This window comes from Paenibacillus thailandensis (assembly GCF_042685365.1).
Taxonomy (GTDB): domain Bacteria; phylum Bacillota; class Bacilli; order Paenibacillales; family Paenibacillaceae; genus Paenibacillus_AP; species Paenibacillus_AP thailandensis.
The window spans coordinates 417,999-437,301 of the sequence record NZ_JBHUMY010000012.1; the positions used below are offsets into that span (position 1 = coordinate 417,999).

The following is a 19,303-nucleotide window of genomic DNA, read 5'->3' on the forward strand; positions in this document are numbered from 1 at the left end:
TTACCCATCTGCTAATGCGCCGGACTGAACAAAAAGAGCCCCTACGCTTCGCTTCATGTTCTCTATTTCCCAATGCTGCTGAACTTCCGTTTCGCTGCTGGCCGTCATGCTGTTTATCGGTACAGGAAACAACCTCCAATAGACAACGCCCTCTCTCCCCCGATAAGATAGAAACAAACGTTCCCGTTCGGAGGAGAGCTGAGATGGATAACACCGGGACAAGCTTCGTGCATCTGCACGTTCATACGGAATATAGTCTGCTGGAAGCGTCATGCCGCCTGGAGGAACTGGTGCGGCAGGCTGCCGCTTGGGGAATGCAAGCGCTGGCGATAACCGATAAGAAGGTCGTGAACGGAATCGTTCCGTTCTGCCGGCTTGCCCGGGAGCAAGGCATACGCCCGATCGTCGGGTGCGAAATGCCGATCGAAGCCGGCGAATCGCCGGATTCGCTTATTATGCTCGCCGCCAGCGAACGGGGCTACGAGCTGATCGTCGAGCAATTGAACCGCGGCGCGTTCCGGCCGCCGGCCGCGCATGGCGACATTATTGCGCTCTGCGGCGGCAGAACCGGAAGAATCCACCGCCTGCTTCGAAGCGGCCGGACGGATCTGGCCCGGCATCAAGCCATGCAATTTGCCGAATGGTTCGGCAAGGACAATTTTTTTCTGGAGGTTCAGCACCACGGCTTGCCGGGCGACGACGACTTGATCAAGCGAATCGTTGAATTGTCCGAAGAGTTAAATATCCCGCTTGCGGCCACCCACGACGTGCATTATCTCGTCTCCGAAGACGCGCCGCTGCTTCATCTGCTCGAGACAAAAAGAAGCGGCTCCCAAGCTTCCCCGCTGTCGGCAGGACCGTTCTACCTCCCCTCTCCGCATGAAATGGAAGCTAAATTCCGCCATCTTCCCGAGGCCTTGGCCAATACGATCCGGATCGCCGTGCGCTGCCGGTTCGAGCCGAAACAGGAAGCTTACCGCATTCCCCGTTTTCCGGCTGCAGGACCTGCTGCATCAAACGGATGTGCGGATGAACAACTGCGCCGTTTATGCCTGGAAGGCTTGCGGCGGCGATTCGATTCAAGCCGCCATGCGGCGGAAGAGCGAATGAACCGGGAACTGGAAGTTATCGAGAATCGCGGCTTGTCCGATTATTTCCTCATTGTATGGGATATTGTCGCTTACGCCCGCAGCCGGAACATTCCGGTCGGACCCGGCAGAGGCTCCGCCGCCGGAAGCCTGGTCGCTCATCTGCTTGGCATCACGGAGATTAACCCGCTTCTGCACGGCCTCGCCTTCGAGCGGTTTTTAAGCCCGGACCGCGCCGATCTGCCCGATATCGATATCGACGTTTGTCAGAGAAGGCGGCACGAGCTGCTGCAATACGTCAAAAGCAAATACGGAGCGGACCGAATCGCCCACCTCGGGGTACTGAACACATTCGGGGCCAGAGGGGCGGTTCGGGAAGCGGGAGCTTACCTCAACCTTTCGAATCGACAAATCGGCGTGCTGGCGAAGCTCCTTCCCCCTTTCTCCGGCCAAGGCGGTATCCGCCACTGCCTGCGGACCTTGCCGGAATTGCAGCGGCTTCCTCTCCGCCAAGAACCGTACCGATCGCTGTTCCGCCTGGCGGAGAGGCTTGAAGGGCTTCCCCGCTCTCACTCCGCCCATCCTTCGGGGATTATCGTCGGGGACGACCGCTTGGGGCGCACGATCCCTCTGCAGCGGAGGGCGAACGGCGAGATCATGACGACATTCAATAAAGAAGACATTAAGGCGCTTGGTTTGCTTAAAATCGATTTGCTTGGCCTGCGTAACCTTACCGTCATCTCCGATACGCTGGCGTCGATTCATGAACGGACGGGCATAAGCCTCGAAGCGGGCGCTATCCCGCTCGACGATCCGAATACGTTCCGCGCGATCGGCATAGGCGAAACGCTTGGCTGCTTTCAACTGGAAAGCATGGGAATCCGCCGGCTGATGAGAAGGCTTCGGCCGCAAAGCGTCTCCGACCTGGCCGATCTGCTCGCTTTATACCGGCCCGGCGCGTGGAACGAAGGAATTGTGGAAACCTATTTAAAGCGGCGCCTGGGCGAGGAACCATATAACGTGATGCCGGAGCTTCGCTCGATTCTTTCGCCGACATACGGCTTGATTCTGTATCAGGAGCAGGTTATGGCCGTCGCTCACGCGGTTTCCGGCTGCTCCATGGGCGAAGCGGATTCGCTCCGGCGGGCGCTGGCGGCCAAATCGGTCGAAGCGCTTCGCCGCCATCGCGAACGGTTCGTTCGGGGAGCGGAGCAACGAGGCGTTGCGGCAAACGCCGCCATCGAAGTGTTCGATTTTTTGGCCCGGTTTGCCGGCTACAGCTTTAATAAAGCCCATAGCGTATCCTATGCTTATTTGGCTTATTGGACCGTTTATTTGAAAACGCATTTCCCGAAAGATTATATGGCCGCTTTGTTGAGCGGCGAAGGCGGCTATTACGACAAAACCGTCTACTTGCGGGAAGTTTCCAGATTGGGGCTTACCTTGCTCGGTCCCGACATTAACCGCAGCGGGTTCGGATTCCAGGCCGAAGCTGAAGGAGTCCGCATCGGCCTTGACGCCGTCCGGGGCGCCGGACACGAATCCGTGGGAGCTTTGCTGCGCTGCCGAATTCAGAACGGCGAATTTCGCACTTTTCGGGAATGGATGGACCGGATGAAAGCAAGCCGGATCAAGAAGCCCGTACTCGAAGCATGGATCGCCTCGGGGGCCTGCGACCGAATGGGACGAAGCCGGCGGGAGATGATCGCGTCTTTGAACGGAATCCATCCGGCAGCGGCAGAGAGCGAAGCGGCCAACGAATTTACCGACGCGGAAAAAAGAAAAATGGAAAAAGAGCTGCTCGGATATACGCTGGAGCGGCTGCCGACCCGAAAGTGGGAGCAATTCTCGAGCCGCTACAGCGTCGTGCCGATTGAGGCTTTGGCCCATGCCGCCGATCATTCGCGCGTGCGCATTTGCGGCACCGTCATTCATAGCAGGCGCTATCCGACGGGCTCGGGACGATATATGCTGACGCTTGTTTTGCAGGACCATACCGAAATGATCGAAGCCGTCGTTTATCCCGAAACGTACGAAAATTTCTTATACGAACTAAATCCGAAGGGCATATTACTGGAGGGCGTCGTTCGGATGCGGAACGGACAATATCATGTCGTTGCGGAGAAAATCAAGGCGCTTGGAGGTTAAACCATGCTTCTGATCGGCACGGCGGGCTACAGCTATGAAGACTGGAAGGGCGTTTTTTACCCGGAAGGCTTGGATAAAAAGGAAAGGCTGTCCTATTACGCCAAGGAATTTGCGTTTACGGAGGTCAACTCGTCGTTTTACGCGATGCCGAACCGTTTCATGCTGTATCATATGCGGGAGAAAACACCCGAGCATTTTCAGTTCGTCATTAAAGCCTATCGGGGAATGACCCATAAGCGGGAGGACAACGAGCAGCATTTCCGCGATTTCAAGGAAGCGCTGAAACCGCTGACGGAGGCGGAACGGCTCGGCTGCGTGCTGGCCCAGTTTCCGACCAGCTTCCGCAACCGGGACGAGAACCGCGACTACTTGAAGGAGTTCAAGGAGCTGATGGGAGACATCCCGGTCGTTATCGAATTCCGCCACGAGGAATGGATCGACGAGCGAATTTTCGACTTGCTCGAGGATGAAGGGCTCGGATACGTCTGCGTCGACGAGCCGCAGTTTAAAACGCTGGTTCCGCCGGTCATCCGGGCGACAAGCCAAATCGGCTACATCCGGTTTCACGGCCGAAATTATAAGAAATGGTGGCATCACGATGAACCGCATGAGCGGTACAACTATCTTTACAGCGAGAACGAGCTGGCGGACTGGGTTCCCAATATCCGCAAGCTGGCCGATCGAACGGAGAAAACGTTCGTCAGCATGAACAACCATTACCGGGCGCAAGCCGTCATCAACGGCAGAATGCTGAGGGAAATGCTGCAGAAAGAGGAGGTGCCGACATGACCGTCGCCGCTCCGGATCTATCCGCCGAGCTGGAGAAGATCGGCACACTGGAACAATTGCAGGCTTTATGCCGGGAACTGTTTATTCCGGAACCGGGCGAGCTGCTCGTATTCGGCGAAGGGCCGGAGCGCTCCCGCCTGCTGCTGATCGGCGAAGCTCCGGGGGAGAAAGAAGCCGAAAGCGGACGGCCGTTCGTCGGCAATGCGGGAAGGCTGCTGGACAAATATTTGCAGAAGGCGGGCATTCGGAGAGAAGAAGCTTATTTGACCAATGTGTTGAAAACGAGACCGCCGGGCAACCGGACGCCGCGGGCGTCGGAGGTGCAAGAAGCGCTCCCCGTCCTGCTCCGCCAAATCGAGCTGATCCGCCCGGCGATCATCGTCTGTCTCGGAAGCATCGCTTTGCACGCAACGGTGGACCGCAAAGCGAAAATTACGGAGAAACGCGGCGTATGGCTGGAAAAGGACGGAATGCGGATCATGCCTGCGTTCCATCCGTCCGCCGTCTTCCGCGACGAGCAAAAAAGAGAGCTGCTGAAGCAGGATCTTGCCGCAGCAGCAGCCGCTTTACGGGAGCAAGGGGATGGATGAGCATCCCTTTGCCCCAATCTCGCTTTAAACAACATTCTCTTTAAACGGCATCGAAGCATTTTTTCGCTGCATCCGCACTTCCTCTTCCTTCGCCTCGCCTTGCGAATGACGGTACAATTGTTCATAAAAGCCTTTCCTTTCGAGCAGCTCCCGATGCGTCCCCTCTTCGACGATTTCCCCATGACGCAAGACGATAATCCGGTCGGCCTGCATGACAGTCGAAAGACGATGCGCAATGGCGATCGTCGTACGGCCTTCGGATACGACCTGAAGCGCCCGCTGGATCAGCTGCTCCGTCTGCGAATCCAGATTGGCGGTAGCTTCGTCCAGAACGAGCACCTTCGGGCGGAAGACGATGATGCGCGCGAACGACAACAGCTGCCTCTCACCTGCCGACAATCCGCTGCCGCGCTCGGACAGCTTCGTGTCGTAGCCGTCCTTCATCCGCCTTATCAGCCGATCGGCTCCGACGAATTCGCATGCGCGAACGACCGCATCTCGGGAGATCGTCTCGTCGAACATCCGGACATTGTCAATGATGCTCCCCGCATAAAGAAACGGCTCTTGCTGGACCAAACCGACGATGCGGTGCAGACGTGCCTGTGGCAAGTCTCGAATATCATGGCCGTCGATAAGGATGCTCCCCTCCTGCACATCGTAAAACCGGCATAACAAGCTGATAAGCGAGCTTTTGCCCGCGCCGGTCGTCCCGACGATGCCGATCGTTTCGCCTGCACGAATATGAAGGTCGAGTCCGCGAAAAACCGGCGATTCGCTTCCATACCCAAACGTAATCCGGTTGAAATCGATTCGCCCCTCAACCGACTCCCAATGGATTTGAACCGGCTGCGGACGGTCCTCGATATCCGGCCGGGTATCGAGCACGCTCCAGATCCGGTTTACGGCGACCGTAGCCGACTGCAGCGTATTCCACTGCTGCGTAATCGCGTTAATCGGCTGGAAAAATTGGCGGATGTATGTAATAAACGCGTACAACACGCCGAATTCGAGCGTTTGGCCCAGCACCGCCTTGCCGCCGATCCACGTCACGAACGCGATCGTCAGGTTGCTCAGCAAGTCGAAGGACCGGTTAAACAGAACCATCGTCCGGATTTCGCGAATATTCGCCTTGTAATAGGCTTCATTCCGCTCTTTGAATTGCTCGGCCTGCGCCTTTTGCTGATGGAACGCCTGGATCAGGTGCATGCCCGAAAGATTTTCGGCCACGAACGATACTAGCCGGGACAAGCGCGTACGCGCCATCTGATACGTATTGCGCATAAACGAACGGAATGCGACCGAGATGACGGCGATAACCGGAAGCAACACTAAACAATAAAGGCCGAGAACCGGGTCCAGATGAAACATCATGCCAAGGATCGCAAGCAGCGTCAGCCCGTCTCGAAGCAGCGTCAGAAGCACTTGGTTGAAAAATTGGTTGACGGCTTCGGTGTCGCTCGAAACATGGGTAATGAGGCTGCCGCTCGGCGTTTTATCGAAATAGGACATGGAAAGCTTCGTAATATGCTCGAACAGCTGCTTCCGTATGCCAGCTACAATGCTTTGTCCGGCGTACTGGAGCAAATTGTTCTGAAGGTATGTGAACAGCAGCCCCGTCAACGACAATCCGAAGTAGATGAAGCAGATTGCGAGAAGACCGCCGTAATCTTGGCTGCCTCCCATCAGATTGTCATCGATGGCGACCTTGACCAGGTACGGCTGAAACAGCTCCGCGCCTATCGCGATCACCGTACAGACGATGACTAAAGCAAAAGCGAGCCGGTGCGGCCGCACATAGGAGCCGAGAATCCGAAAGGCCGACCGGTATTGAGGCTTCGGCTTTTTGCCGGGATCCGCATTCCTGTCCGATTGCCAATTGTTAATGTCCTGCCGCATGCCGGCTTCCCTCCTCTTGAATCGCATGAAGCTCGGCGTACGGCCCCGGCTCCGCAAGCAGCTCCTCGTGCCTTCCTCGCTGGACGATTGCTCCGCCGTCCATACTACGATGAGATCCGCGTGCTTCAAGGCGCTGATCCGATGCGCGATAATAACGGTCGTTCTGCCGCTGCGCTCTTCCCGAATCGCGCGCATAATCTCGGTTTCGGTAACCGCATCGACGGCGCTGACGCTGTCGTCCAGAATCATAAGCGGGGCATGCTTGAGGAGAGCGCGAGCGAGGCTCGTTCGCTGACGTTGTCCGCCGGACAACGTGACGCCCCGCTCTCCCAGCTTCGTCTCGAAGCGATCGGGAAACTCGATAATATTGTCGTAGATCCGCGCTTGCTTGGCCGCCGTTTCGATTTCGTCTTGTCCGGCATCCCGCTTGGCAAAAGCGATATTGTCGCGAATCGTCGCGCTGAACAGAAAGCCGTCCTGCGGCACGTAAGCGATCTGGCTGCGCAAGCTCTCCAGCGTAATTCCGCGAATGTCGGTCCCGCCGATCCGAATCGTCCCGGCCGGAGGGTCGTACATTCGCAGCAGCAGCTTGACGAGCGTCGTTTTGCCGCTGCCGGTCCTGCCGACGATGCCGACCGTCATGCCGGGCTCGATGACAAGGTCGATGTCCCGCAAAGCCGGCCGGGACGCTTCCGGATAGGAAAACGTCAAGCCTTGAATGGACAGGGCGCTTTGTCCGAGCTCAACCGGCACGGCATCTTCCGCTTCGACGATATCGGGCCGAACCTCGACCAGCTCATCCAGCCGCTGTAACGACGCGCGCGATCGCTGCACCGTGTTCAGGACGTTGCCGATCATCTGCAACGGGTTCATCAGCATGCGGACGTACAGCGTCAGTGCGACGAACTGCCCGAGCGTAATTTTATCAGTCACGGTTAAGTAACCGCCGTACGCCAAAGCGATCATCAACGACATCGACCCGAGAAACGGGACAAGCGCCTGGAAAAGCGAGGACATCCGAACGAGCGACAGCTGATTGTCGCGGATGCGGTCGACATAAGAGGCGAACCGCTTAATCATAATCGGCTCGGCCGCGAATTTTTTCGTGACCCGTATGCCGCCGAACTGCTCTTCGGCCGATTCGGTCATCGCGCCAAGCGCCTCCTGCACTTTTAACGACCGTTGCCGGATGGCCGGACCGAAACGGGTCACGATCCAGGGAATAAGAAACAGCGGACCGACGGAGGCAGCGATCAGGTAAAGCGGGATACCGCTCAAAATCATGGCCCCCATGCAGGAAAATAACAGCATGCCCGCCATCGCCGTCTGGTTGATTCCCATGGAGATCGACTCCCTGACGCCGGTGACGTCGTTCATAAAGTAGCTCAGCAGCTTGCCGACGCCGTTTTTCGAATAATAGCGCTCGCTTAGCCCGGACAAATGCGAGAATAGGCGGCGGCGGGTCGTATATTCGAACAATCGGCCGACATACATGACGAGATATTGGCCGTACCCCCCGATAAGCGCATGTCCCGCGCCGATTGCGAGCAATAACAGACTGTATCGCGCGACCTCGTCCTGAACCAGATTGCCGGCCTCCAGCCGATCCGTAAAGTCGCCTAGCACCTTCGGAAAATAAGCGTATACGACGCTGGCGATCGCATGAAGCGCAATCGAAGAAAGGTAGATGCGCCATGTCTCCCTGAAATAGGGTTTCAATATACCGTCCGGCTTCAAATTCTATCCCTTCCTCCTTTGTCGGCCGTTATCGGAATCCGAAGCTTAGCCATTGTTTTCGTCCGTCGGGTTTTCCCCTTCGGGATTCGCGTCATCCGCTACATTGGCGTCAGGGGATATTTCATGAAGCTGAAACATATGGATAAACTCTTCGATAATCGTTTCGGTCGCTTTTAATTCGCCGCTAATGACCGATTTGATCGATTCAAATTGCGGATCGTTCAGCTGCCGCTGCAAAGTCGAACGGTTCACCATCAGCTTATCCAGAAATGCGATCGCCCTGCCGCGCCGAAACGTTTGGGCGCTTTTGGAATGATGCTCCGCAAATTCCCGCATCCCGTGCTTATGCCCGTGACCCCGGTGTTCCCGGTGCTCCCGATGACCGTGCTTGCCTTTATGTCCGTGTCCTTCCCTCATCCTGATTCCTCCTTTTGAATTGTATACATTTGTATACGACTTTCTCTTGTATACAAATGTATACGAGTTCAAGTTGAACTGTCAAGCTTTATTACGGTTTTCTTGTCCAATAGGAAAAACCGCCGTCCCTTAAGGGACAGCGGTTCCGATGGGGTTCACTTATCTGCCGCGCGCGGCCTTCAAGCTTTCAAGCTCGGCGCGCACTTCGTCCGACTGCTCGATCCGCTTCAGCGAATCAAACGAGGAGGAGACGAAGCGGGACGCATCCGCCCCGGCTTCCATGCGCCATACCTTCGCTTCGATACGGCTTACGTTGCGCTGAATCTCGTCCGTTCTGAAGCAGCCGGTTGCCGAGGCAGCGGCCTCAATGACTTGAGCCGTACGGGCGCGGATCATAAGCGCATCCAGCTTCATCGTCAGCTCTTGATGCAGCGCCGCCATTCGATCCAATTCCTCCCGGAGCACCGCCATGCGGTCTCGGGTTGCCGCCAGCTGCTCTTCGTAGCCGGCAAGCAGCTTCGAATGCTGCAGCTTCTCCTGGATCGCAAGCTCGGCGATCGCGTCCTCCTTTCTGTCGACGGCAAGCTCCGCTTGGCGGGTGCGGCGGACTACGATATCCTGCGTGTTCGCGATCAGGATGCGGTAATGCTTCTCCGAAGCGAGCAAGCCCGCAAGCGCATCATGCGCCTTGTCGATTTGTTCCTCGAGCTCGCGGATATATTGCTTCAGCATGTTGATCGGATCCTCGAAGCGATCCAGCAAGCCGTGGATATCGGCTGCGGCGATTTGTTTGACTCTCGAAAAAATTCCCATTATTATTTCCTCCTAAAAGTTTTGTGAGCGCTACTTCTTGAGATACTTCGAACAAAACTTGCTTCGGAAGCATTCCTAGTTTTGTGAGCGCTACTTCTTGAGATACTTCGAACAAAACTCGCTTCGGAAGCATTTGCCTAGTTTTGTGAGCGCTACTTCTTGAGATACTTCGAACAAAACTCGCTTCGGAAGCATTTGCCTAGTTTTGTGAGCGCTACTTCTTGAGATACTTCGAACAAAACTTGCTTCGGAAGCATTTGCCTAGTTTTGTGAGCGCTGCTTCTTGAGATACTTCGAACAAAACTTGCTTCGGAAGCATTTACTTATGTTGGTTTTTCTCCCATTCGTCCAGCATTGCGCCGGTATGATAAGTCCGTCTAGGGATAAACGGCACGGAATGGTTGAAGTCGCTTGTCCGCGATTTAAGGAAACGGCTTACGACGTATACGACCGCCGCAACGAAGGCGGCGACAAGGACAAGCTTCAAAATAAACAGAAATGCGATTCCTAGAGATGCCAACCATACGACGCCCGAGACCTCATGAATGACAGGACCGCCGTAAAATCTTCCCTCGCGATGTATGTTGTGAAAACCGGGTCCTCCTGCAACTCTCTCGTCAGGAGTGAAACCGTGCCATAGTACAACAAACAATACAAACAGCGCCGCTCCTGCAATCATCCATCCTAACCATCGGCTGCGTTTCATTCCAATCACCTCCTTCCGGCTGCCGCTTGTCTACATCCCAAAGTCTAAAGTCCTATACTTAAGCCATCCTTAACCGAAGCTCAAAAGAAGTTAAATGTTTCCTTAAAGCAGGCTGAAAAAAGTCGGCGGCAAAACAAAAGCGGAGCCGCTCCGTTTGGGGGCTCCGCTGATTATGGCTGTTGCGGATTGATATGGATCAATCCAGGAGATATACCTTGTCGTCCACACGAATTTCACCCGTTTTGATTACGGACGCATAAACGCCGAAGCGATTGTTTCTTTCTTTTACGATCGTTTTAAGCAGTGGGGCATTTATTTCGGCATTATCGGGATTAACCGTAACAATCATGCATCTTTCGCAATGTCTGATGATTTCGAATTCGACATCGCGTCCGATTTTGATCCGCTTTCCAAACCAGGTTTCTTCAATAAACGGGGTTTTCTCAGCGAGTGAAATGAATAAGTTCGGACGGAAACGTCTGTCATCCGCTTCTTGCCCCCATATTTCTTTTAATTTTTTCATGGAAGCATCGGTGACGAGCTGGATATGCTCCTCTTCAATTGCTCCTGGAGGAACAAGAGAGGGAGCATATTTCCGCAACGAAACCTTCCGTTTCGATTTATTCTCGATTTCGCGAAGCAGGTCATCGCCCCAGGCCGTCGTTTTCCCTTCAGGCGTCGTGATCTCTACGTATGGATATTCATCCATCGATTCTTCTCCTACGAATCTCGCTTTATAACGAACCATTCCGGGAAATTGCGTAATCGTTAAAAATTTGCCGGGTCTTGTCTCATCCAAAAAAACGTGGCTCCGGTCCCCATACAAACCGTATTCCATTACATTGGTTTTGGGCACGCTCTCGCCGCCAAACGATTTCACGGGGTGACGTATAATTTTTTTAATATGACCGATCAGCATTTTATTCCTCCCGTTCCTCATACGTTTCCTCAAATAACCGCTTAATCATGTTATCCGTGTTGTTAAGAAACTGCTTCATGATCATATAATGGTCCGTTTCCTCTAACCGCGTCACTTCAAACCCATTCGAAGTTAAGTGATAAATAATAGAATCCGGATAGGCCATTAAAATCGGAGAATGGGTTGAAATAATAAATTGCGACCTTTGTTGAACCAACTGATGAATTCTTGCGAGCATTGCCATTTGGCGGGAAGGCGACAGTGCCGCCTCGGGTTCGTCCAGAATATATAAGCCGCGGCCTCCGAAACGATCAATGAACGTCGAAAAAAACGATTCGCCATGCGACTGCTCATGCAGCGATTTCCCGCCGTAAGAATCCTTAATGGGCCGACCAAACGATAATTGGCTATCCAATTCGTCTATATTTGTCGCCAGGTTATAGCAGCTTTCGGCCCGAAAGAAGAAGCCGTCCTTCGGCCGATGAACACCTCGTATCAGTTGAACGTATTTATGCAAATCCGAATGCGTAGACCGGGTTGAAAACGAGAAATTTATAGTGCCTCCTTCGGGGTTAAATCCCCACGCCACGGCAATCGCTTCCATTAGAGTCGATTTTCCCGCCCCGTTTTCGCCTACGATATAGGTTACTTTAGGATGGAAATCAAGCTTATGCAGCTCTTTGACAACATACTCGGGTCCTCCTTAATTTTCAAGGAAAATTAATCCGTTACGGGCAGCCATCCGGTAAGCAGCGCTCCTCCCTCCGAATGGTTGCGTGCGGCAAGCCCGCCGCCGTGCCGCCGGACAATTCGCTGCGAAATGGTCAAGCCTAAGCCGCTGCCTCCGGTGGAGCGGTTTCGGGATGCTTCCCCTCGATAGAGCGGTTCGAATACCCGCTCAAGCTCTTCTGAAGAAAATCCCGGCCCGGTATCGCGTATCGAAAACTTTACTTTGTGCTCGTCTTTATAGCATTGAACGACAATTTCGCCATCGGAGGGCGTATGTCTGACGGCATTATCCAGCAAATTGGTCATCGCGCGCTCCAATAAGTGGGCTTCGCCGCGAACGATGCAATCGTCCGCCGAGCGACTCGAGATGGATATATGTTTTTGCATGGCTAACGGCCTGAGGCTGTCAACGGCGTTTTGAAGGATCATTTTAAAATCAATCGTCTCCTCGTTTAATTTCGTCTCCAAATACTCCATCTTTGTAAACGTGAAAAGGTCCTCAACAAGACGGTCCAACTGCTCCGATTTTTCCTTGCATACCGCCAAGTACTTCGCCATTTTCTCCGGGGACTGCGCAATCCCTTGTTCCAATCCGTCCAAATAACCCCGCAAGGCGAATAAAGGGGTGCGCAAATCGTGAGCCACGGCGGCAATGACGAATCGGCGTTCTTCTTCCAGCTCCGCTTGTTTCCGGTAGGAGCTTTGCAGCCCTTTCACCATCACTTCAAACCCGTCGCGCACCTCGGCGATTTCTGCGATTCTGAACATGGGCAATTCCACCTCCCAATCCCCCGCCGCAACTTCCCTCGATACGAGACTCATCCGCTCGAGCGGTTTCAGAAGAAACCTTCGCATGGCGGCCCCGACGATCAAAAATGCGAGCAAAACTCCGACAAACGCCGAGACGATGGGGACCGTATGCAGTTCCTCATTTGGCGTTTGCCCGATGTTTAACGATTTAGTCTCGATGAAATGAGCGGTAACGAAGAAAACCCACGGCATAAGCATGATAAAGAAAAAGCAAAGCAAAGTGAACGAACGAATGCGTACCGGTCCCATTTTTATCCTCCTTCGAAACGATAGCCTACTCCCCATACGTTGATCAAGTATTGCGGCCGGTTCGGATCGGATTCGATTTTGTCGCGAAGCCGGCCGAGATGGACTCGAACGGTATGCTTATCGCCGATCCCTTCCCAAAATTTCTCCAGCAATTGTTCATAGGTAAAAACATGTCTCGGGTGTTCGGCAAATAATCGCAACAGCTCGTATTCCTTTGGGGTAAGCGCTACGTTGTGACCTGCAACGGTCACTTCTCTCGCAGACAGGTTTAACTTGATGCGGCCATAATCCAAAATCCTTTCATCCCATTGCCGCCGGGAGCCGGTACGTCTCAATACGGCTTTCACTCTGGCGACAATCTCCCCCGGCGAAGCGGTCTTGACGATATAGTCGTCGCCGCCGAGCGTCAATCCCCGGATCTTATCCACATCGTCGCTGCGGGCGCTCAAAAAAAGAATCGGAACGTCGCTTTCCTCTCGAATCCGGCGACATAACTCAAAGCCGTTCAGTCCCGGCATCATGATGTCAAGGACGATGCAATGAACGGTATTCCGCTCGAACAAGGCCAATGCTTCCGCGGAGTCGCAAGCGGTTATGACGCGAAAGTTTTCGTTCTCAAGAAAGTCCCTTAACAGTTCGACGATACTTGGGTCATCGTCTACGACCAGTATCGTATGGAATGAACGCATAAATATCCCACCTTTGCAAATTAGTTTATCATTTTTTTGCGAGAACCGGCGTCTCCTTAAGTTTTGTGACGAATTGTTTATCGTTTTGTGACCTTTTTGCCGCTTCGTTTGAGATATTGATCGGTTATCATTCTATTGCAACCACAGACTTTGGAAAAGGAGTACGGTTCAATGATCCATATACAAATCGTGCTATATGACGGCTTCGACCTTCTGGATGCCATTGCGCCTTACGAGGTTTTTTGCGCCGCGGCGATGAACGCCGAAAACACGTTAAGCGTACAATTCGTCACCGCCGAAGGAGCAAGACCGGTAGCCAGCGGAATCAACGGGTTAACAATCGAAGCGAGCGGACGGCTGAACCCGGAGCTGGCGGGCATCATTCTCGTGCCGGGCGCGTCCGGCGCCCTCGAGGGAGAGGAACCCGATTCGATTCCCGCCATTCTGGCCCGGGCCATGAATACGGAATTGACCGGTCTGATTGGGCGGGCCCTCCATCATGAAGAAATCGCAGTCGCCACGGTATGCGGCGGTTCTCTGCTGCTGGCCATGGGAGGGCTCTTGGAAGGCAGACCTGCGGTAACGAATCGTCTCGGAATGGACCTGCTTGGGGCTGCGGGAGCCGTTCCCGTCCCCGCACGGATAGTGGACGACGGCAACCTGGTGACCGGCGGGGGCGTAACCTCCGGTCTCGATGTTGCTTTATATTTGGTGGAACGCGAGCTTGGACCGCGTATCGCACACGCGGTCGAGCAGCTGTTCGAATTTGAACGGAGAGGAACGGTTTGGCGGGAAGAAGGCATTGCGCCCGGCAGTTCTATGATAGCGCCTGACAAAGAGCCGCATAACGCGGGGAACGAAGCGGCGAAGCCTAGCGGCTCCTTGCATGAATCTATTACACAAGCTTCTGCCTTCGCCGGCGAATGGGATACGATCCTCGCAACGCCGGTCGGGAAGCTGAAGGTCAGGCTCTCGATTTCCACCAGCGGCGGAACGATCCGCGGCAAAGCCATTCAAGAGGATGAGACAGTCGAATTTATAGACCCCGAACTTCGGGACAACAAGCTTATCTGGTCGCTCCGAATCACGAAACCGATGCGGTTAAACTTGAAATTCGAGGTTGCCGTCGACGGAGATCATATAACCGGGTTCGCCAAGGCCGGTTTGTTGCCGGCATCCAAATTAACGGGCAAGCGGGTTCCGTGAATGCAATAGGAGAGGATCATATGAAGAAATGGAAATCAGGATACGGACTTTTGGCTTGCGTCACCATTTTATTGATCGTGTACGCCTTGGCCGACAATTATATTATCGATCCCGGAGCCGAAAGTTTTTTAAGCCATAAAACCGGGCTTAAGCGCGAGCTTAATCTCCCCGTCTGGTTAAACGTCATGTACGTTCATGTCGCGTTCGCCTGCGTCGCCATGGCGGCGGGGCTGCTCAACTTCTCGAACCGAATCTTTGCCAAAAGCCGCAAGTTCCACCGGATGAACGGCTACGTTTATGTCGCATCCGTCCTTCTTGTCGTGCTGACATCCGGATACATGGCGCCTCACGCTACCGGAGGAAAAATAACAAGCATGGGATTCAACGCGCTAAATCTGATTTGGCCGTTTATAACGGTGATGGCGCTTGTCCAGATCAAAAAGAGACGGATAACCCGGCACCGGAACTGGATGATCCGAAGCTACGCCTTTTGTTTTACGAATCTGTCCATCCATCTCCTCACCGCCCTTTTTCATCAAGGATTCGGTTTCGTCTATGCGGACAGCTACACCATCGGCGTATACGGCTCCATTGCGCTGCTGCTGATTATTCCCGAGATCGTGATCAGAGCGTCCGGCCAGCTCAAGGAAAGCTAAGGCAAACCGGCGGAGTTGGCGCCGCAACGCAAAAAAGCTGAAGCCATACCGGGGCTTCAGCTTTTTCGTTATCGGTTGATGCGCTCTTGTTCATTTTCGATGACAGCCGCCAGCAGCGCGAGCGCCAGTCCTTGACCCCAGCCCTGGGCCCATTTCCTGTCGACGCCAAGATAACCGTCGATGTCTTTCATGACAGCCGTTCCGCCGGAAACGTTAAGCACCCTGCCGTTATCGGCGATATTCGCAAGCGTGCCGTCCAGCGCCCTTTGCGCATATTTCGCGTGCAGCGGATTGTTCTGCGTCACCATCGCCGCCGCGATGCCCGCCGTCGCCGATACTTCGCCGTATGATTCCGGAAGGTCGAGAACGGTTCCCCAGAGGCCGTCCTCTCTCTGCAAACCTTTAAGCGCGGCGAGCTGGTCGCGCAGCGAACTGCCGACATGCATAAAAGGGGGGTACAGGTAGCCTTCCGGCAAAACCTTTCTTACCCTTGACATCGTATAGGCCGCCCATGCGTTGCCGCGCCCCCAATAGATGCCGGACATGTGATCCTTCGCGATATGATTGTAGCCGTGGTACCATAACCCGGTGTTCTCATCCTGCAAATAATTGATATGCCAATAAAATTGATGCAGCGCATCCTCGATAAGCGGCTTCTCCCCCTGCATCACGCCGACGCGCAGCATAAAATACGCGGCCATGAACAACGTGTCGGCCCAGCACTGTTCCGGGAAATCGTTTCTGGCCGATACCGTGTGCTGAAGCACCCGATCGCCGAAACGCAGCGCCTTGTTCTGCAGATAGTCGACCTTGCTTAAGATAAGGTCGAGATACTTCTGATCCTTCGTTTGCTCATAAAGAGTGAGCAGCATATGCCCCATGGCGCAAGTGTTGACCGTCCATGACGGAAGCCCCGCTTCGATATACTCGTCGCACCATTCGGCCATCCGCTCCACATACGTCTTGTCTCCGGTCACTTCGAACGCGCGGCTTACGCCGTAATAAGCGACGCCGCAAGGCCAATCCCAAGTCAAATCCATGCCAAGCGTGTAATCCGCTACGCGTTGGACGGCCTGTTTCAATTCGGACGGATCTGCATTTAATTTCAACGGACGCGCACCTCCAAGCCAGAGCCCCGGCGGAAAGCCGCGGCTCTAGGCAATCGTTTGTTCAACCTTACCGATATTTGCCCTCATCGATCGCCTTCTGCTTCTCATCCAAAATTTCTTGGTAGCCCGCTTCCAGGTAGGTTTTTTTAGCCTCCTCGTACGTGGCGTCGAATTCGCTTTCCGGCGCGATGACGCATTTCACGTACAGCTCCTGGAAGAGAGAGTTCAGATCGGCCTTGTATTCGTTCACTTTCTCGAGCACAACGCTGAACAGCGCGTCCGGCGTGCGATATTCCGCGTACTTGTCATAGTTGGCCAAAGATTGTTCGGCCAAATATTCGTATCCCGGAGGCGACATGCTGCGGAGATAAGCCACGCGCATCTTTTCGGGATCGTCGTACTTCACGGTTTCGATGACCAGGCACCAGTAGTCTTTGTTGTTATTTTGAGAAAGGGCCGATTCGCCTTTAAAATCCGCGTTTTTCACGGCGATCCCGTCGGCATCGAGCGTATAGTTCTGGCCTTCGACGCCGTTCTGCAGGAAAAACAGATTTTCCGGCTGGCTCATCCATTCCAGGTACATCCAGACCGCGGCGCGTTCCATGTCGGACGTTTCGTAGTTAATGCCCATAATCATGCCGAAAGGCCAATAAGCGCGTCCTTGCGGCACATTGCCTTCGGGAACGACGGCCTCGGGATTCAACACGGCGAATTCGGCTTCAGGATTGTTCTTCAGCGTTGCGGTGATCACATCGGTATTGCTGCTGAGATAGAAACCGTAGGTTCCGGTTTTCCCTGCAACGAACTCGGCTTTAATTTTGTTGTCGTCGTCCCGCAAATAAAATTCCTTGTCGATCAATCCGTTGTTGAACTGATAGTTCAGATTGCGCAAATATTTTTCGGTCGCTTCGGTCGTCATATCCGCTACGGAAAGATCGGAATAAAGGGCGCGCTCCTTCTCGTCGATCGGCCAATTGCGGAATGCATAGTTGTACGTATAGTTATTTTTCTTCAAGCTTTCGCCGCCGACTCCAAGCCCGGCTTCCTTCCACTTCGTCAGCATCTCGTTATATTTTTCGAGAGAGGTCAGATCCTCCACCTTCATGCCGACCTTCTCGACCCAGTCTTTGCGGATCAGAGTCGTGAAGCTGTCCAAGCTCGGACGCTCGCCGAAGAAAAATACGTTCTCTCCGTCAACGGTGCCGTACTGCTTAATCGTCTCGCTCATGTTGTTCCAATACGTAGGGGCATAGTGGGCGATCTCGTCCCAGTTCAAAGTCTGCATGACATCCTCGCCATAGTAGGCAAGCGCCTGCGGCATATCGTAGTGGAAAATGATGTCCGGAGCTTTATGGGATGCCAGCAGCTGCTCATAATCCGTAACCTCGCTCGTGCGCGTGATCGGCACGAACTTGACGGTCACGTTGTACTTGTCGCCAAATTCCTTCTGAATCCAGCGGGTGTAGTAGTTGTCGGTCACATTCCATCCTTCGAATGCACGTTCATAGACCGGAATTTCAAGGGTTACCCTCTCGGGGAAGCCTGCCGAGTAATCGGGAAAGCTTCCGGCATCGCTGCTTGCGCCGGCGGACGGAGCGGGGTCGGAGGAGCCGCCGGCGCTTGGATTCGGATTATTGTTCGTATTGCCCGTACAGCCCGCCAATATCCCGATTGCCGTCATGAGAGCCAAGCACAACGAAATGATTCTTTTTTTTGCCATCGTTTTTTCCCCCAATAGGTTTTTAGTTCGTAAACGGCCGGATGACATGCGAAAGCGGAATGGACTATTCCTTGACGCTTCCGAGCATGACGCCCTGGACAAAATACTTCTGGATAAACGGATAGACGCAAAGAATCGGAAGGGTCGCGAATACGACGCACGACGCCTTAAGCACTTCGGGATTGCTCAGCGACACCTGCATGGCTTCAAGCTGGAAGCTTTCGCTCGCCTGAATGACCAGATAATACAGCTTGAGCTGCAGCGGCCGAAGATCCACTTGCTGCTTGATATAAAACAACGCGTCCTGGTAAGCGTTCCAGCGGCCAACCGCGTAAAACAGGGACAACGTCGCGATGATCGGCTTGGACAGCGGAAGGACGATGCTCCATAGGATGCGGAAGTGGCTTGCGCCGTCGATACGCGCCGATTCCTCCAGACTGTCGGGAATACCGCTCGTGATCGAGGTTTTCATAATGAGCAGGTTAAAAGCGCTGAACGACAGCGGCAAAATGAGCGACCACAACGTATCCATCATGCCGAGATTGTTGATCAGCATATATTCGGGAATGATGCCGCCGCTAAAATACATGGTGAACATAAAGATGACCGTCAGCGCCGTCCGGCCCTTAAGCTGCTTGCGGGAAAGCGGGTAGGCCGCGCAGATGGTGATGATCATGCCCAGGACGGTAAACAGTACCGTCACGATGACCGACACATACAAGGAGCGCAAAATGCTTTCGTCGGCGAAAATTTTCGCGTACGCCCCGGCCGTAAAGCCCTCCGGCCAAAGAAACACTTTGTTCGCGATCACGTAAGCGTCGTCGCTGAACGACTTCGCCACGACATGAAGAAACGGCAGCAGGCAAGCCAGCGAGGCGAGAGCCACGAACAGGTGGATCAGCACATCCCAAATGTCAAAGCGCCTTCGGCGGGGCACGGCCAAAGCGATATCGGGTGCTTTCATCGTTCACCTCCTGAAAAGTTTTGCGAGCGCCGCAACAGCTTCGTTTTGCGAGCGTCGCTTCCTGAATT

The 19,303-nt window shown here is 54.1% G+C and carries 15 protein-coding genes and 2 pseudogenes; 5 read left to right on the top strand and 12 right to left on the bottom strand.

Going from position 1 to position 19,303, the window contains the following annotated elements; all coding sequences use genetic code 11:
• Positions 1–203: 203 nt before the first annotated feature.
• Genes ACFSW5_RS13445 through ACFSW5_RS13455 form a run of 3 tightly spaced genes read left to right on the top strand, consistent with a single transcriptional unit; the run spans position 204 to position 4,615 of the window.
• Positions 204–3,236 (top strand): DNA polymerase III subunit alpha, encoded by a 3,033-nt coding sequence (locus ACFSW5_RS13445; RefSeq protein WP_379273780.1) that lies wholly within the window; start codon positions 204–206, stop codon positions 3,234–3,236.
• Between the two features lie 3 nt (positions 3,237–3,239).
• Positions 3,240–4,025: a DUF72 domain-containing protein gene (locus ACFSW5_RS13450; RefSeq protein ID WP_379273782.1), complete on the top strand. Its 786-nt coding sequence runs from the start codon at positions 3,240–3,242 to the stop codon at positions 4,023–4,025.
• The gene (locus tag ACFSW5_RS13455) at positions 4,022–4,615 is read left to right on the top strand and encodes a uracil-DNA glycosylase (protein WP_379273784.1); all 594 of its coding nucleotides are present in this window, start codon (positions 4,022–4,024) and stop codon (positions 4,613–4,615) included. The genes ACFSW5_RS13450 and ACFSW5_RS13455 overlap by 4 nt, the downstream gene beginning before the upstream one ends.
• A 24-nt stretch (positions 4,616–4,639) precedes the next feature.
• On the opposite strand, the gene ACFSW5_RS13460 is transcribed toward ACFSW5_RS13455, so the two are convergent.
• The 9 genes and pseudogenes from ACFSW5_RS13460 to ACFSW5_RS13500 form a co-directional block, all read right to left on the bottom strand.
• Positions 4,640–6,511, bottom strand: coding sequence for an ABC transporter ATP-binding protein (locus ACFSW5_RS13460; RefSeq protein ID WP_379273787.1), 1,872 nt, complete (start codon positions 6,509–6,511; stop codon positions 4,640–4,642).
• Positions 6,495–8,248: pseudogene (locus ACFSW5_RS13465) on the bottom strand (ABC transporter ATP-binding protein). Before ACFSW5_RS13465 ends, ACFSW5_RS13460 begins: the two are co-directional and overlap by 17 nt.
• Positions 8,249–8,293: 45 nt before the next feature.
• Complete coding sequence (locus ACFSW5_RS13470; protein WP_379273790.1) at positions 8,294–8,665, bottom strand: hypothetical protein; 372 nt, start codon at positions 8,663–8,665, stop codon at positions 8,294–8,296.
• A 159-nt stretch (positions 8,666–8,824) separates the two neighbouring features.
• Positions 8,825–9,478, bottom strand: a complete 654-nt coding sequence (locus ACFSW5_RS13475) for a PspA/IM30 family protein (RefSeq protein ID WP_379273792.1) — start codon at positions 9,476–9,478, stop codon at positions 8,825–8,827.
• A gap of 319 nt (positions 9,479–9,797) precedes the next feature.
• A complete protein-coding gene (locus ACFSW5_RS13480; protein ID WP_379273794.1) occupies positions 9,798–10,184 on the bottom strand; it encodes a hypothetical protein in 387 nt (128 codons plus the stop codon).
• Between the two features lie 196 nt (positions 10,185–10,380).
• The gene (locus ACFSW5_RS13485) at positions 10,381–11,103 is read right to left on the bottom strand and encodes an MOSC domain-containing protein (protein ID WP_379273796.1); all 723 of its coding nucleotides are present in this window, start codon (positions 11,101–11,103) and stop codon (positions 10,381–10,383) included.
• Position 11,104: 1 nt separating this feature from the next.
• Positions 11,105–11,788: pseudogene (locus tag ACFSW5_RS13490) on the bottom strand (AAA family ATPase); the annotation flags it as partial.
• A 35-nt stretch (positions 11,789–11,823) separates the two neighbouring features.
• Positions 11,824–12,891, bottom strand: coding sequence for a sensor histidine kinase (locus tag ACFSW5_RS13495; protein WP_379273798.1), 1,068 nt, complete (start codon positions 12,889–12,891; stop codon positions 11,824–11,826).
• A 2-nt stretch (positions 12,892–12,893) separates the two neighbouring features.
• Positions 12,894–13,580 (bottom strand): response regulator transcription factor, encoded by a 687-nt coding sequence (locus tag ACFSW5_RS13500; protein WP_379273800.1) that lies wholly within the window; start codon positions 13,578–13,580, stop codon positions 12,894–12,896.
• A 171-nt stretch (positions 13,581–13,751) separates the two neighbouring features.
• Here ACFSW5_RS13500 and ACFSW5_RS13505 point away from each other — a divergent pair, with 171 nt between their 5' ends.
• A complete protein-coding gene (locus tag ACFSW5_RS13505) occupies positions 13,752–14,786 on the top strand; it encodes a DJ-1/PfpI family protein (RefSeq protein WP_379273803.1) in 1,035 nt (344 codons plus the stop codon).
• A 20-nt stretch (positions 14,787–14,806) separates the two neighbouring features.
• Entirely contained in the window at positions 14,807–15,442 is a 636-nt protein-coding gene (locus ACFSW5_RS13510; RefSeq protein WP_379273805.1) for a DUF2306 domain-containing protein, read from the top strand.
• Between the two features lie 68 nt (positions 15,443–15,510).
• Here ACFSW5_RS13510 and ACFSW5_RS13515 read toward each other — a convergent pair whose 3' ends face one another.
• From ACFSW5_RS13515 to ACFSW5_RS13525, 3 genes are all read right to left on the bottom strand, one after another.
• Complete coding sequence (locus ACFSW5_RS13515) at positions 15,511–16,551, bottom strand: glycoside hydrolase family 88/105 protein (RefSeq protein WP_379273807.1); 1,041 nt, start codon at positions 16,549–16,551, stop codon at positions 15,511–15,513.
• Positions 16,552–16,618: 67 nt separating this feature from the next.
• Positions 16,619–18,271, bottom strand: coding sequence for an extracellular solute-binding protein (locus tag ACFSW5_RS13520; RefSeq protein WP_379273809.1), 1,653 nt, complete (start codon positions 18,269–18,271; stop codon positions 16,619–16,621).
• A gap of 64 nt (positions 18,272–18,335) precedes the next feature.
• On the bottom strand, positions 18,336–19,235 hold the full coding sequence (locus ACFSW5_RS13525; protein ID WP_379273811.1) for a carbohydrate ABC transporter permease: 900 nt from the start codon (positions 19,233–19,235) through the stop codon (positions 18,336–18,338).
• Between the last annotated feature and the right edge of the window lie 68 nt (positions 19,236–19,303).